Source organism: Spirosoma aureum (genome assembly GCF_011604685.1).
Taxonomy (GTDB): domain Bacteria; phylum Bacteroidota; class Bacteroidia; order Cytophagales; family Spirosomataceae; genus Spirosoma; species Spirosoma aureum.
On the sequence record NZ_CP050063.1, the window covers coordinates 7,719,986 to 7,734,246 of the forward strand.

13 protein-coding genes are annotated in these 14,261 nt (G+C 48.2%); 10 read left to right on the forward strand and 3 right to left on the reverse strand.

The features are described from left to right. Positions 1-130 precede the first annotated feature (130 nt). The 8 genes from G8759_RS30870 (at position 131) to G8759_RS30905 (ending at position 7,628) form a co-directional block, all read left to right on the forward strand. Positions 131-3,583 carry a pyruvate carboxylase gene (locus tag G8759_RS30870; protein ID WP_167216899.1) on the forward strand — a complete coding sequence of 1,151 codons (3,453 nt, stop codon included), beginning with the start codon at positions 131-133 and terminating at the stop codon, positions 3,581-3,583. Positions 3,584-3,806: 223 nt separating this feature from the next. After that, complete coding sequence (locus G8759_RS30875) at positions 3,807-4,196, forward strand: DUF4870 domain-containing protein (protein ID WP_167216901.1); 390 nt, start codon at positions 3,807-3,809, stop codon at positions 4,194-4,196. A gap of 385 nt (positions 4,197-4,581) precedes the next feature. Further along, positions 4,582-5,820, forward strand: coding sequence for a cysteine desulfurase (locus tag G8759_RS30880; RefSeq protein WP_167216903.1), 1,239 nt, complete (start codon positions 4,582-4,584; stop codon positions 5,818-5,820). Between the two features lie 22 nt (positions 5,821-5,842). After that, entirely contained in the window at positions 5,843-6,034 is a 192-nt protein-coding gene (locus G8759_RS30885) for a hypothetical protein (protein WP_167216905.1), read from the forward strand. Continuing rightward, positions 6,013-6,252, forward strand: a complete 240-nt coding sequence (locus G8759_RS36510) for a type II toxin-antitoxin system RelE/ParE family toxin (protein WP_167216907.1) — start codon at positions 6,013-6,015, stop codon at positions 6,250-6,252. Before G8759_RS30885 ends, G8759_RS36510 begins: the two co-directional genes overlap by 22 nt. Before the next feature lie 57 nt (positions 6,253-6,309). Continuing rightward, complete coding sequence (locus G8759_RS30895) at positions 6,310-6,747, forward strand: SufE family protein (RefSeq protein ID WP_167216909.1); 438 nt, start codon at positions 6,310-6,312, stop codon at positions 6,745-6,747. 38 nt (positions 6,748-6,785) lie between these two features. Beyond that, positions 6,786-7,097: a DUF59 domain-containing protein gene (locus tag G8759_RS30900; protein ID WP_162387681.1), complete on the forward strand. Its 312-nt coding sequence runs from the start codon at positions 6,786-6,788 to the stop codon at positions 7,095-7,097. 99 nt (positions 7,098-7,196) lie between these two features. Then, the gene (locus G8759_RS30905; RefSeq protein ID WP_167216911.1) at positions 7,197-7,628 is read left to right on the forward strand and encodes a BrxA/BrxB family bacilliredoxin; all 432 of its coding nucleotides are present in this window, start codon (positions 7,197-7,199) and stop codon (positions 7,626-7,628) included. Positions 7,629-7,688: 60 nt separating this feature from the next. On the opposite strand, the gene G8759_RS30910 is transcribed toward G8759_RS30905, so the two are convergent. Further along, on the reverse strand, positions 7,689-9,005 hold the full coding sequence (locus tag G8759_RS30910) for an NCS2 family permease (RefSeq protein WP_167216913.1): 1,317 nt from the start codon (positions 9,003-9,005) through the stop codon (positions 7,689-7,691). 276 nt (positions 9,006-9,281) lie between these two features. On the opposite strand from G8759_RS30910, the gene G8759_RS30915 reads away from it, so the two are divergent. Continuing rightward, positions 9,282-10,643: an amidohydrolase gene (locus G8759_RS30915; protein WP_232074014.1), complete on the forward strand. Its 1,362-nt coding sequence runs from the start codon at positions 9,282-9,284 to the stop codon at positions 10,641-10,643. An 85-nt stretch (positions 10,644-10,728) separates the two neighbouring features. Here G8759_RS30915 and G8759_RS30920 read toward each other — a convergent pair whose 3' ends face one another. Beyond that, positions 10,729-11,454 carry a 6-phosphogluconolactonase gene (locus G8759_RS30920; RefSeq protein WP_167216915.1) on the reverse strand — a complete coding sequence of 242 codons (726 nt, stop codon included), beginning with the start codon at positions 11,452-11,454 and terminating at the stop codon, positions 10,729-10,731. Positions 11,455-11,553: 99 nt separating this feature from the next. After that, the gene (locus tag G8759_RS30925; protein ID WP_167216917.1) at positions 11,554-12,906 is read right to left on the reverse strand and encodes an alkaline phosphatase D family protein; all 1,353 of its coding nucleotides are present in this window, start codon (positions 12,904-12,906) and stop codon (positions 11,554-11,556) included. Positions 12,907-12,948: 42 nt separating this feature from the next. Here G8759_RS30925 and lysA point away from each other — a divergent pair, with 42 nt between their 5' ends. After that, positions 12,949-14,211, forward strand: coding sequence for a diaminopimelate decarboxylase (lysA, locus tag G8759_RS30930; protein WP_167216919.1), 1,263 nt, complete (start codon positions 12,949-12,951; stop codon positions 14,209-14,211). Positions 14,212-14,261: the final 50 nt, after the last annotated feature.

Sequence of the window (14,261 nt, forward strand, 5' to 3'; positions counted from 1 at the left end):
CTGTAATATTCCCTGAAAATCCTGTCTTATCCAATGATCCTACGGTGAATGGATGGTTTTTCAGAATTTTCAACAATCTTGCTTTGTCATTTGACAATCTCATAGCTTTAAGCTGCTTTTGTTGAGAATTATGAAGGAATACATCCGTCCCATCAAACGTCTATTAGTCGCCAATCGGGGTGAAATCGCTATCCGTATCATGCGGGCTGCTACCGAGCTTGGCATCACGACTGTTGCCGTTTACACCTACGAAGACCGTTATTCACTGCACCGTTACAAGGCCGATGAAGCGTATCAGATCGGCCGCGACGAAGAACCTCTGAAACCCTACCTCGATGTAGAAGGTATCGTTCTATTGGCTAAACGGCATAAGATCGACGCGATTCACCCAGGATATGGTTTTTTATCTGAAAACGTAAAGCTAGCCCGTCGGTGCCGCGAAGAGGGCATTATTTTCGTTGGGCCGTCGCCGGAAGCGATGGATGCGCTGGGCGATAAAGTGAGAGCGAAAAATCTGGCGACTACAGCAGGGGTTCCCCTTATTCCTGATTCTCGGGAAGAAAATATGAGCCCGGAGTTTGCCTTGTTAGAAGCTGAGCGGATTGGTTTTCCGGTTATGGTGAAAGCCGCTGCGGGTGGCGGTGGACGTGGGATGCGGGTGGTACGGCAGGCCGAAGAGTTTGAAAAAGCGTTTACGGAGGCCAAAAATGAAGCTCGTAATGCGTTCGGTGATGACACCATTTTTCTGGAAAAATTCATTGAAGATCCCAAACATATTGAAGTACAACTCCTTGGCGATCAGCACGGCAATATCGTTCACCTATACGAACGCGATTGCTCGGTTCAGCGTCGATTCCAGAAGGTTGTTGAGGTAGCGCCCTCTTTTGGCCTGAAGCAGGAAACCAAACAGAAACTGTACGAATATGCGCTTCAGCTGGGCCGGGCCGTGAAGTATTCGAACGCAGGTACAGTTGAATTTCTGGTTGATAAAAACGAAAACATTTATTTCATCGAGGTCAACCCTCGAATTCAGGTTGAGCATACGATCACGGAAGAAGTAACGGGCATCGATATTGTCAGGACGCAAATCCTGATTGCGATGGGTTACAAACTATCCGATAATGGGATCTACATCCACCATCAGGATGAAATACCGCTGAATGGATTCGCGATTCAGTGTCGTATCACTACCGAAGATCCAACCAACGGATTCAAGCCAGATTTTGGCACGATCATCGCCTACCGTAATGCGGCTGGTTTTGGTATACGGCTCGACGAAGGCAGTAGCTACGCGGGCATGAAAATTTCGCCTTACTTCGACTCGATGATCGTAAAGGTATCGGCGCGGGGGCGAACATTAAAGGGAGCCACTCAACGCCTGACACGTGCTTTACTGGAATTCCGGATTCGGGGCGTAAAGACTAACATCGGCTTTCTGCTGAATGTAATCAGCCACCCAATTTTTCAGCGCGGAGAAGCCCGGGTTTCGTTTATCGAATCACACCCCGAGCTATTCGACTTACGGAAGCCACAGGACCGCTCGACGCGGGTACTTAACTACCTCGCCGATGTCATTGTCAACGGCAACCCGGAGGTAAAAAAGAAAGATGATACCAAATTTTTCAGGACACCTATCGTTCCTCCTTACGATACATTTGGCCCCTATCCTGCCGGTAATCGGGATCGATTGAAGGAATTGGGCCGGGAAAATTTTACGCAGTGGGTACTCGATCAGAAGTGCGTTCTCTATACCGATACGACCTTCCGCGACGGTCACCAGTCACTGCTGGCAACCCGCGTTCGAACACAGGATCTGCAAAAAGTAGCCGAAGGATTTGCCAAAAACCATCCCGAACTGTTCTCGATGGAAGTATGGGGTGGAGCTACGTTCGATGTATCGATGCGGTTCCTCTACGAAAGCCCGTGGAAACGTCTGGCTGCACTACGCGAAGCTATGCCGAACATGCTGCTCCAAATGCTGTTCCGGGGCTCCAATGCGGTTGGTTACTCGGCCTATCCGGACAATCTGATTGAAAAATTCGTCGAAAAATCCTGGGAAACGGGTATTGATATTTTCCGGATCTTCGACTCACTGAACTGGAATGAAGCCATGAAGGTGAGCATTCGGGCCGTTCGCGAACGGACAGATGCCCTTTGTGAAGCGGCTATCTGCTATACTGGCGATATGCTCGATCCGGCAAAACACAAGAAATATAATCTGCAATATTACCTGGATCTGGCCAGGCAGCTTGAAGACGAAGGTGCGCACATGCTGGCCATTAAAGACATGGCGGGCCTGCTGAAACCACTGGCGGCTGATGTACTGGTGCGCGAATTGAAAAAAGCGGTGAGCATCCCGGTTCATCTGCACACCCACGATACGGCAGGCATTCAGGCCGCGACCTATCTAAAAGCCATCGATGCCGGTGTCGACATTGTCGATTGTGCGCTGGGAGCACTGTCTGGCCTGACCTCGCAACCGAATTTCAATTCCGTGGTCGCCATGATGCAGGGGCATGAACGCGAATGTCCCATCAATTTATCGTCGCTCAATGCATACTCCAACTATTGGGAAGACGTCCGCGAATATTACTACCCATTCGAGTCGGGTATGAAAGCAGGGAGCGCCGAAGTGTATGAGAACGAAATTCCGGGGGGGCAGTACTCAAACCTGAAACCGCAAGCTTTTGCAACGGGCCTGGGCGACAAATTTGAGACACTCAAGAAGAACTATTCCGTAGCGAACCAATTGTTCGGCGATATTGTGAAGGTAACACCTTCGTCGAAAGTGGTTGGAGACATGGCGATTTTCATGACCGCCAACAACCTGACTGCCGATGACGTATTGACTCGGGGCGAATCGCTGTCATTTCCCGAATCGGTGAAAGAACTGATGAAAGGAATTCTGGGCCAACCCGTAGGCGGTTTCCCAAAAGAGGTTCAGCAGATTATCCTTAAGGGCGACCAACCCATCACCGGGCGTCCAAATGAGCACCTGAAACCGATTGACTTCGACGCCGATTTTTCCGCTTTCCAGAAGAAATACCCGCTGAGTGATGGGTTCGTAGATTATCTGTCGTATCAGATGTATCCGAAGGTGTATGACGAATACTATAAAGCCAACGAGCAATATGGCGATGTCAGCATTATTCCGACCCCGGCATTTTTCTACGGTCTGAAGGAGAACGAAGAGATTCTGATCAACATTGAAGAGGGTAAAAATATCCTTGTTCGGCTGTTGTTCAAGTCAGAACCGAATGAGTTCGGAATGCGGACAATCACCTTTGAACTGAATGGACAGAGCCGCCAGGTTCAGGTTCGCGACAGAGCGTCGAAGGTAGAAAAAGCGATGAACGCCAAGATTGGTAAAGCGGGCGATGTGGGCGCTCCCCTACAGGGTCGGCTCACGCGAATACTGGTTAAAGCGGGCGATGAGGTCAAGAAAAACCAGCCGCTATTTGTGATTGAGGCCATGAAGATGGAGAGTATCGTAGCAGCACCCAAAGCAGGGAAGGTCGATAAGATCGCGCTCAAAGAAGGCGTTGTGGTCGAACAGGACGACTGTGTGGTTGAATTGTCGTAATGACGAACTACTGAACCTGCCTCTAGAGCAGTCATTCAGTGAGTAAATAAGGCAGGATTTTTTCAGTCCCGGTTTTAGCAAAACCGGGACTTCTTGTTTTTGTGTTTTTCTATACCTGATAAGACACAGAAGTTGCATCATTTACTGAGTGTTTTTTGTGGATAACATTGTGTAAAACAAAATTTTACGCCAAATTACTACCTCTAAACGAACCCCTTGCATCATGGAGAATCAGCCCTCAACTCCGCCTTTATCACCCGCTCCCGTACCGCTTAGCGAGTCTGACGCTCGTATGTGGGCAATGTTCACTCACTTAAGCGCCCTACCCGGCTCATTTGTGCTGATTGGCAGTATCGTGTTGCCATTGGTCATCTGGCAGATTCAGAAAGAAAAGTCCCCATTTGTGGACTTTCATGGGAAAGAAGCCGTAAACTTCAACATCACAATAGCGATTGCGGCCTGTTTATCATTTTTATTGATGCTCATTTTAATCGGTGTGTTTCTCATTTGGGTAGTGGGAGTCGTATGGCTTGTTTTCACCGTTATTGCCGCTGTTAAAGCGAATAACGGCGAATATTACCGGTATCCGCTGACCATTCGGTTTATTAAATAAGTCGGGACGTCATATTATCTTATCGTCTTTCAGTAGCTTGACTCTATAATTCCAATCGCCATTCCAGTCAAAATCCCATTGAGAGTCGGTAAAGATCTCATTGGGATTTTGTATTTTCTCAAGGTGCTTTTCTGAGCTTTATCTGGCAGTATTTGGCTTTATTTCTGTAATAAATCCAACATAACAAGTTGATTGTAAAGCCCCTTAACCCTTTTCTAGAGAAAACTCCAAACAGGGCTTTTAATCTAAAGGAGCACATTTTGCGTTATTCACGATTCCAATTCTCAGGGATTTTACCCGAACCTAATCACCCTTACTTTGCGTTTTAAGTATGACTTTTCGGTCAGAGTTTTGATTAATTTATTTCTTTTATCGCGAATACCCCATGCAGTCGGCTTTAGAAAGTACCCTCGATATACAAAAAATTCGTCAGGACTTCCCCGTACTTGATCAGGAAGTGAACGGGCGTCCACTGGTCTACTTCGACAATGCAGCTACGAATCAAAAGCCGCTTCCGGTCATTCATGCCTTAACCCGCTATTACGAAGGCTACAACGCTAACATTCACCGGGGTATTCACCACTTGGCCGAGCAGGCAACAGCGGCATTTGAAGCATCTCGCCGGGCCGTCCAGGCGTTTTTGAATGCAAAACACTGGCAGGAAATCATCTTTACTTACGGCACTACTGATGGCATTAATCTGGTTGCTCAGACGTATGGCCGCCGGTTTTTGAAAGAGGGTGATGAGATCATTATCTCGACTATGGAACACCATTCCAACATTGTTCCCTGGCAAATGTTGTGCGAAGAAAAGGGATGTGTTCTTAAGGTTATTCCTGTTGATGACAACGGCGAATTGCTGATCGACGAGTATGAAAAGCTTTTGTCGGAGAAAACAAAATTTGTTTCCTGCGTTCACGTCTCGAATTCGCTCGGAACGATAAATCCGGTCAAGACCATCATTGATAAAGCCCACGCCGTTGGCGCTGTTGTCCTGATCGATGGAGCGCAGGCAAGCTCACACCTTGAACTGGATGTGCAGGCACTGGACGCTGATTTTTACGTACTATCCGCTCATAAATTATATGGCCCAACAGGCATGGGTGTCCTGTATGGTAAAAAAGATATTCTCGACTCAATGCCGCCTTACCGGGGCGGGGGCGAGATGATCAAGGAAGTCACATTTGCCAAAACGACCTATAACGACCTGCCATATAAATTCGAGGCTGGCACACCCAATATTGCCGATGTGATTGCCGTTAAAACGGCGCTGGAATACATGGCTGGCTTAGGTAAAGAAAATATTGCTGCCCACGAAAACGACCTGCTTCAATACGCTACGGAACAATTGAGTGAGCTGAACGGTCTACGCATTATCGGTCAGGCTAAGCACAAAATCGGCGTCATTTCGTTTGTGCTCGATGGTATTCATCATCAGGATACAGGCGTCATTCTGGATCAGCAGGGCATAGCTGTCCGAACGGGTCATCACTGCACCCAACCGCTGATGCAACGTTTCGGAATAGCAGGAACTACGCGGGCGTCATTTGCGGTTTATAACACCAGAGAAGAGGTTGATCGGCTCGTGCAGGGTCTGCGTCGGGTGCAGAAAATGATGCTTTGATAATGCCTAACTTGTTTTTCGTATGATCAGTACAGCTGCTATTATTGAATCATTCAGCCAGTTACCGGAGAAAATATCTCTTGATGAGGCAGTGGAACGGCTCATTATACTCGAACGCTATGAAAAGGCGATGGATGAAATGAGCCATAATAAGGGCCACAAGAATGAGGATGTTATGCGGGAAATGAAAGAATGGATACAGGTGCACCGATAATATGGACAGACGAAGCCAAAGAAGACTTACGTGATGTTCTCCATTATCTTTCACGCTCTCCGTTAGCTTACGTTGACAACTGGTCAAATAAACTGACTAAAAAGCTAAGTTTACCGGTATTATTTCCGGAAATGGGCCGCAAAGTTCCAGAAAAAGAACTTAGTCATCTTAGGGAAATATTAGTAGGAAATTATCGCTTGCTATATATACCTCAATGATATGATAACGATTATTGGCGTTAGGCACCAAGCCAGCCAGTTAGGAAAATTTTGAGGATGACCATTAACGAGAAACAGGACGAAATTATCGAAGAATTCGACTTGTTCGAGGATCAGCTCGACAAGACGCAATACATTATAGATCTGGGCAAAAAACTGCCTCCCATGCCCGAAACCAGTAAAACGGACGAAAACCGTATTATGGGCTGTCAGTCAAAGGTGTGGGTCGATGCGGAATTTAAAGACGATCGGCTCTACTTCAACGGTGATAGCGAACAAACGGCACAAATTTCAAAAGGGCTGGTTAGTTTGCTGATTCGGGTATTATCGGGCGAAAAACCCGAAGATATTGCCAAAGCTGATCTGTATTTCATTCCACGAGTTGGTATGGGTAACCTGATTACCTCACTACGGGCGGGTGGATTGGCCTCAATGATTGAACGCATGAAAGCCTACGGCCGCGCTTACACCAGCCAGGTTGCTCAGGCAGACTAATATAACGTCTAACTATTTACGCATTAACGTCTTTTGCAATGACAGACGAAGAACTGAAAGAACAAGTCGTACTAGCCCTTAAAGGCGTATATGATCCCGAAATTCCGGTGGATGTATATGAGCTGGGGCTGATTTACGACATCAAAATATTCCCGGTCAATAACGTCTATATTTTGATGACGCTGACCTCGCCTTCCTGCCCATCAGCAGGGTCAATTCCGGCGGAGATCGAAGAGAAGGTACGGGCTATTGATGGAGTCAACGACGTAAGTGTCGAACTGACTTTTGATCCCCCCTACTCTACTGAACTGATGTCGGAAGTAGCCAAACTTGAATTAGGATTTATGTAAACATAGCAGTCGGTCGCTACCGGGTCATTAAACCGTCAGTGACATGATTGCAAACCGCTACGGCGGATCATTAATAACTGTAAAAACTGTAAACTAATTATGTATCCTCCTCATTTGCTTGTCCCGATGCGGGAAGACCTGACGAGCGTCGGGTTTCAGGAACTGACCACCGCCGACGACGTGGTGAACACGATGGAAAATGCTGAAGGCACGATGCTTGTCGTTGTCAATTCGGTATGTGGTTGCGCAGCGGGTGCAGCCCGTCCGGGCGTAAAGGCGGCCTTAGCGGCCAGTGCCGTTAAACCCGACAAAATGGTGACGGTATTTGCCGGTGGCGATCTGGACGCTACGGCCAAGATGCGGGAGTACCTGCTTCCTTATCCACCATCATCGCCAGCCATCGGTATTTTTAAAGATGGTGATCTGGTACATTTCATCGAGCGGCACCATATTGAAGGGCGTTCAGCACAAATGATTGCTCAACACCTCGAAATGGCGCTGGAAGAGTTTTGTACACCAGCCAACGCATAAGTAACTAAGATAAATACAAAACGGCCCGACTGAAATTTCAGTCGGGCCGTTTTGTATTTATTAGGCCGAGAATAAGGCTAACACACAAAACACGTCGACTATCCACAGGCCAATGGGCACCTCCTGACTCTTCCCGACTGCCACTTTAATGACTGTCCATGACAGAAATCCCCAGATTAGGCCCTGGGTAATCGAATAGCTGAACGGGATCAGCACGAGTGCCAGAAAAGCAGGCAGTGCATCGTCTAATTGGCCCCAGTTGATTCGTGTAACGGGCTTCATCATGAAAGCCCCAACCAATACCAGAGCCGGAGCCGTTGCAATGGCCGGAATAATCGATAACAATGGCGACAGGAATAGAAAAGGCAGAAAGCAACAGCCCGCAACGATGGCTGTCAGGCCTGTTCGCCCACCCTGCGCAATGCCGACCGCCGATTCAATATAGGCGGTACCGGGACTAGTTCCCAGTAAGCCTGCCAGTGTTGTTGAAACGGCATCGGTCAGTAATGAACGATTCAGATTCCGGGGCTGGCCATCGGCGTCCTGCAAACCCCCTGCTTCAGCAACGCCTACGAACGTAGAGAGACTGTCGAACAGATCGGTGAAGGCAAAGGCAAAAATCACGGGCCATAGTGCCCAGGTCAGCGAGTTGGTTAGATCCAGTTTTCCAATTAATGAAAAATCGGGAGCCGCCCATATGCCCTGACTATTGACCAGCGTTTTTTGGCCAAAGTTAATGGCCGATGCATCGCCCCAATACCGCCCAATGGGCCAGGCAGCCAATGTAGTCAGAATAATCCCGATAATGATTGCTCCTGGCACATCGCGCACAACCAGAATACTGGTTAACAGCAAGCCAAAAACGAAAGTCAATAGGATCGGGTCGGTCAGGTGAGCAGCACTGACCAGCGTTGCCGGATTGGCAACAATAAATCGGGCATTCTCGAAGCCGATCAGCGTAATAAATAGACCGATTCCGGCAGAAACGGCATAGCGAATGGGCAGTGGAATGATCCGGACAATGGCCGAACGCACATTCAGCACCGACAATAGCAAAAACAGAATACCGGCCCAAAACACGGCTCCCAGCGCCACTTCGGGCCGAATGCCCATTCCTTTAACGGCCGTAAACGTAAAAAAAGCGTTTAGACCCATGCCCGGTGCTACCACAATTGGATTGCGTGCATAGAGCCCCATCATAAGACTGCAAAAAAAGGACAACAAAACCGTAGCCGTCAATACACCACTAAATGGCAAACCGGCCTGACTCAAAATTGACGGGTTAACAACGATGATGTACATCGTTGCCAGAAATGTTGAAATACCGGCAAGGACTTCAGTTCGGCGGGACGTAATGGACGTATAATGTTGAGGCATTCGGTTTAGAGTTGTCATTGATTGCTGAACATACAACGAATGACCAAGAATGACAATGACGACTCCGCAATAAACACTTCCGGAGCAAGGTAGGGTTGGTCAACGGCAGGCGAAATCGGTGGTGAAGTCAGCACAATGAATTTCAACTAATCACTAAAATATTATTTTACAAATAAGCAATTATACAAAATATAACATCAATTAAGTTTCACAGTAAAATACACTGGATCGGGCAGCCATTTGATTACATTGGCTTATAATTCAATTTTGTTGTTCATGGCGAATCTATATTTCCTCTCCCTTCCGATCAGGTATTGTCTTATTGTCTGTTTTGCACTTTTCGGGTTTAGATCTACTGCCCAACCATCCGATGCGCTCCTTGTCAAAGTACGTCAGCTAGCCTATACCGACTCCGCCCGGCTTGTGTCTATGTATAAAGACCTGCACACCCATCCGGAACTGGGCTTTATGGAAACCAGAACGGCTGATATTGTCAGTGAAGAGCTAAAAAGTTTAGGGTATGAGGTCTATTCAGGGATTGGCAAAACGGGTGTTGTTGGCATTCTGAAAAATGGCGACGGTCCAACGGTTATGTTTCGTGCCGATATGGATGCGCTACCGGTTAAAGAAACAACGGAGCTACCCTATGCCAGCACCGCAACCGTAAAACTGCCAGATGGAAATGAGGTGCCAACGATGCACGCCTGTGGACATGATGCACACATTACCTGGCTGTTGGGCATCGCTAAACTCATGAAAACGCTCCAGCAGGATTGGAAAGGAACCCTGGTACTGGTCGCTCAACCGGCTGAAGAACCAATAATGGGTGCCAGAGCCATGCGGGAAGACCCCGTTTTCATCAAAAATGTACCCCTGCCCGATTATTTACTAGCCATGCATACGGGCCCATTTCCAACCGGTATGGTCATGAATCTTCCGGGCACTCGGATGGCAGGCACCGATCAGTTGGACGTTACATTTCGTGGTATCGGCGGACATGGCTCTGCCCCACAAACAACTAAAGACCCGATTATTATGGCCAGCGAGGCCATCCTGCAATATCAGACGATAATCAGCCGAAGCAATGATCCGCAGACACCGGCCGTGCTCACTGTTGGTTCCGTTCAGGCTGGTCAGGATAACAACGTAATACCGGCTTCGGCACTGGTAAAAATAAACTTTCGGTGGCTTAAACCCGAAACCCGAAAAATGCTGTACGACGGCGTCAGCCGAATTGATAGCGGCATAGCCTTTAGCAATGGGCTGCCAATGGGTCTTTATCCAATCATGAAGAAAAAGGGCTATTCGTTTCCGGTTGTCAACGATTCAGCGCTCGTCAGGAAAGTGAATACAACCCTGGAAAAAGTAGTAAAGAAGGGGAGTCTGATTTCGGCTGGTTTACCCACAGCCATGGGGTCAGAAGATTTCCATCATCTTGTTCTGGACAATAAGAAATCTGTTTATGATTTTATATTCGTCGGAACAGCCCCGCTGGACAAGGTTATTGCCGCCAGAAAAGAAGGTAAACAAACCCCATTCGCTAACCACAATGGAAACTACATGGTCGATCTGGCGGGCATACCCTGGGGTGTTCAGCTTGGTACAGATGCTTTACTGGGTGTGCTCAAGCTGAAGTAATTCAGTCCAGACCGAGTAGTAGTGCCCTGATTTCAATGACTTGCAGAAAAATCAGAGCACTGCTACTCGGTCTGGGTCAACAGTTTCAAATAAGCAAGCTTCCAGCGGCTTCATCGACCAAAACACGTGCATTAGGACGCGTTTGGATCATGCTGGCCGGGATCTGTTCAGTAATAGGCCCCGTCAGTGCCTGACGCAGCATCGGTGCTTTTTTCTCGCCACTAACCAGAAGCACCACATTCCGCGCTTCTGCCAGGTGACGTAACCCGATGGTAATACCCTTGGTTAAGGTAGTTTCAGTTTCGAAATACTTCTGTCCAACGATTTTGGTACTTTCGGCCAGTTCAACAACATGGCAACCCAGATTGAAGGGTGTACCAGGCTCATTCAGCGCAATATGACCGTTCATGCCCATCCCAACCAGCAAGAGATCTAACCCGCCTTTCGACCGAATAACCCCATCGATTCGTTTACATTCGCTGGCCAGATCGCTGGCCTTCGCGTCGAAAACATGAACTTGCTCCGAGCGAAGGTTGAGTGGATTAAACAAATCCCGGTAGACATAATACGAACAGCTCCCCACATCGTCGGGGCCGAAACCTACCCATTCGTCCAGCCCAACAAACGTGCACTGGCTAATATCAACCTTTCCGGCTTTTACCAGCGCTACAAATCGATGATAGGTTTCAATTGGCGTATCACCCGATGCCAGGCAAAGTAAAGCATCCGGCTTTTTATTAATAATGCCTGCGATATACTCAGCGGTATACTGCGAAAGTGTGTTGTAATCAGAAAACTTTTTAAGATTCATAAACGGGTTTAGAAAAATAGATAGTCTATTATCGGTATTCGTTGGCACCTGACAAAGAGCCGTTGTAAACGATAAAACCGAAAACGATAAACGGCATACTCATTTCAATTCACTGGCCCGAATATCCCGGCTCCAGCGTTCAGCTCCTTTCTGATCATGGACTTTAATAGTCAGAACCCGATCATTGAGCGGACCGCTAACGCTCAGCAATCCGAAATTTCGCTCTGCTACCAACGTTCCGTCAACATAGGTCGGCTGTTTTAACTCATCAGCGCGGGGTTGTGCAACTGAGGACGTGAGTGGTGAGATCGTTAGATCATAAAGCGGGTAGGTGCCCGAACGATCAAGTTTGTGAAGAATCGAATGGTGGCGATCACCGGTAATGAACAGAACCCCCGGAATTTTGGCCTCCGTGATCGCCTTAAGCAACCGGTCTCGTTCGGTGCTATAGATCGCGTAATTCTCAAAGGCAGCCGTTGGATTAATGATTTGCCCACCCGTAATGATAAATTTAAAGGAAGCTTTACTAAATGTCAGCGCATCGACGAGCCATTGAATCTGTTTATCACCAAAATAGGCTTTCTCCGGTCCATCGGGTTTCTCATTTGGGGCCCGAAACGTGCGGTCATCCAGCAAAAAGAACTGGCAATCGTTCCAGAAAAATGTACCGGCACAGCCTTCCGGAAAAACGAAATTCGGGTTAGTCCAAAACAACTTGAAGGCTTCGAGCGTAACGGGTTTGAGCCAATAAGACCGATCGGCATCATTCGGGCCATAATCGTGATCGTCCCAGACGGCATAATTATGCGTTGAAGCCAGCAGAGGCTGCATTTCGGGTAATGAACGGGTGTGGGTATAGCGACGTAACACGCCCGTTCGGCTGTTCCAGTCTACCTCACGCGTATAGGTGTTATCGCCGGTCCAGATCATAAAATCAGGTTTCTGAACCGTCAGTGCCGTAAAAATCTCGTAGCCTCCACCATAAGGTTTACCGGGCCGGTCAGTGCCCTCCTCGTTGACGTAGGTGCAGCTTCCTACGCCGAAACGAAAAGCCGGTGGGTCCGTCCGCCACTGCCACAGGTTTTGGGTTTGAAACTGGGTCCGGTAGGGCAGGCTCACCTTTCTGCCCCCGATTAACAGCTCGTACTCGTACTTTTTGCCGGGTTCCACCTGATCGGCGAGCAGGTGGGCTGTAAAAGCCGTTTGCCGGGAGGTCTGAATTTCACTCGTCAGGTAAACAGGCGTGGGTTTCCCGGCTTCATGATAGCGAACCTGAACACGGGCTGGCTCTTTGGTTTGAGCCCATAACATGACCTCCCGCATATCAGAATAACCCACCATCGGACCCGCCTGGAGTTTACTACGGGCAGGCGCTACTTTTGCCGATTGCCCGGCTGTAAGCAACGGGTTGACAAACAGTATCCACAAGAGTATGTGTCGAATATTGTACATAGTAGAAAGATGGCGTAATTTTGCGGTTCGTTTACTGAAACCATGCAACTAAAAGACCGCAACTATCAGATTCAGGGCGTTGACGTGTTGGCGATTGCCGAAGAATTCGGTTTGCCTGCATACGTATATGACGCAGACAAAATTATCGAAAAAATTGGCTTGCTCCGGTCATCTTTTACCGGGGTTAACCTAAAGATCAAGTATGCGGCCAAAGCGCTGACAAACGTATCGATTCTGAAATTGATGCGGCAGCAGGGTGTTGAAATGGATTCGGTGTCGGTCAATGAAGCACGTATGGGTATGTTGGCTGGTTTTGAGCCCGGCCAGATCATGTTTACGCCCAGCGGAGTGGCTTTCGATGAAATTCGTGAAGCGGTTGACCTCGGTCTGCAACTGAACGTCGATAGCCTGCCCTTACTGGAGTGGGTTGGCCAAACCTATGGTGGTGCCGTCCCGATCAGTATCCGGATTAACCCGCATATCGCCGAAGGTGGAAATATCAAGATTTCGACTGGCCATGCCGATTCCAAGTTTGGCATTTCCATTCTGCAACGGCCTGAAATTCGGGCTGTGGTTGAGAAATATCACATGTCGGTAGCAGGCTTACATATTCACACAGGTTCGGACTTTAAAAATGCCAATGCGTTTCTGCGTGGGGCCGAAGTTTTGTTCGAACTCGCCAGCGATTATCCCGACCTTAAATTCATCGATTTCGGTAGCGGCTTTAAAGTAGCCTACAAAGCGGGCGATCACATCACCGATATCGTTGATCTGGGCCGTAAGGTTTCCGAAACATTTCAGGCTTTCTGCCAGCAATATGGTCGGGAACTGGAGCTTTGGTTCGAGCCCGGTAAGTTTCTGGTGAGCGAATGCGGTCATTTACTGGTACGGACCAATATCGTTAAAGAAAATCCGACAAGAACGTTCGTAGCCATTGATTCAGGGCTGAACCACCTCATCCGGCCCATGATGTATGACGCTTATCATGACATCAAAAACGTTTCGAACCCACTGGGTAACGAGAAAACGTATACTGTCGTTGGCTATATCTGCGAAACAGACACCTTCGCTACTGATCGGCCACTTCCTGACGTACGACCCGGCGATGTGCTGTCGTTCGAGAATGCGGGGGCCTATGGCTTCAGTATGTCTTCCAACTATAACGCCCGCCTTCGTCCGGCAGAAGTGTTGGTATACGACGGAAATCCATACCTGATCCGCCAGCGCGAGACCTTCGAGGATTTGATGCGCGGTCAGGTTGACGTTCCCATTTTGAATTCAGAAATAATTGAGCAACAAGTATAAGGTAACAGCTTACAGCATTCTATTTGTGGTTGTCTGACGCATGAATCACC

Coding starts and splice junctions, on each gene's coding strand:
- G8759_RS30900 (WP_162387681.1), top strand. CDS start 6,786: ATGACAGACGAAGAACTGAAAGAACAAGTCGTACTAGCCCTTAAAGGC.
- G8759_RS30880 (WP_167216903.1), top strand. CDS start 4,582: ATGCAGTCGGCTTTAGAAAGTACCCTCGATATACAAAAAATTCGTCAG.
- G8759_RS30915 (WP_232074014.1), top strand. CDS start 9,282: ATGGCGAATCTATATTTCCTCTCCCTTCCGATCAGGTATTGTCTTATT.
- G8759_RS30870 (WP_167216899.1), top strand. CDS start 131: ATGAAGGAATACATCCGTCCCATCAAACGTCTATTAGTCGCCAATCGG.
- G8759_RS30875 (WP_167216901.1), top strand. CDS start 3,807: ATGGAGAATCAGCCCTCAACTCCGCCTTTATCACCCGCTCCCGTACCG.
- G8759_RS30920 (WP_167216915.1), bottom strand. CDS start 11,454: ATGAATCTTAAAAAGTTTTCTGATTACAACACACTTTCGCAGTATACC.
- G8759_RS36510 (WP_167216907.1), top strand. CDS start 6,013: ATGGATACAGGTGCACCGATAATATGGACAGACGAAGCCAAAGAAGAC.
- G8759_RS30885 (WP_167216905.1), top strand. CDS start 5,843: ATGATCAGTACAGCTGCTATTATTGAATCATTCAGCCAGTTACCGGAG.
- lysA (WP_167216919.1), top strand. CDS start 12,949: ATGCAACTAAAAGACCGCAACTATCAGATTCAGGGCGTTGACGTGTTG.
- G8759_RS30895 (WP_167216909.1), top strand. CDS start 6,310: ATGACCATTAACGAGAAACAGGACGAAATTATCGAAGAATTCGACTTG.
- G8759_RS30910 (WP_167216913.1), bottom strand. CDS start 9,005: ATGCCTCAACATTATACGTCCATTACGTCCCGCCGAACTGAAGTCCTT.
- G8759_RS30925 (WP_167216917.1), bottom strand. CDS start 12,906: ATGTACAATATTCGACACATACTCTTGTGGATACTGTTTGTCAACCCG.
- G8759_RS30905 (WP_167216911.1), top strand. CDS start 7,197: ATGTATCCTCCTCATTTGCTTGTCCCGATGCGGGAAGACCTGACGAGC.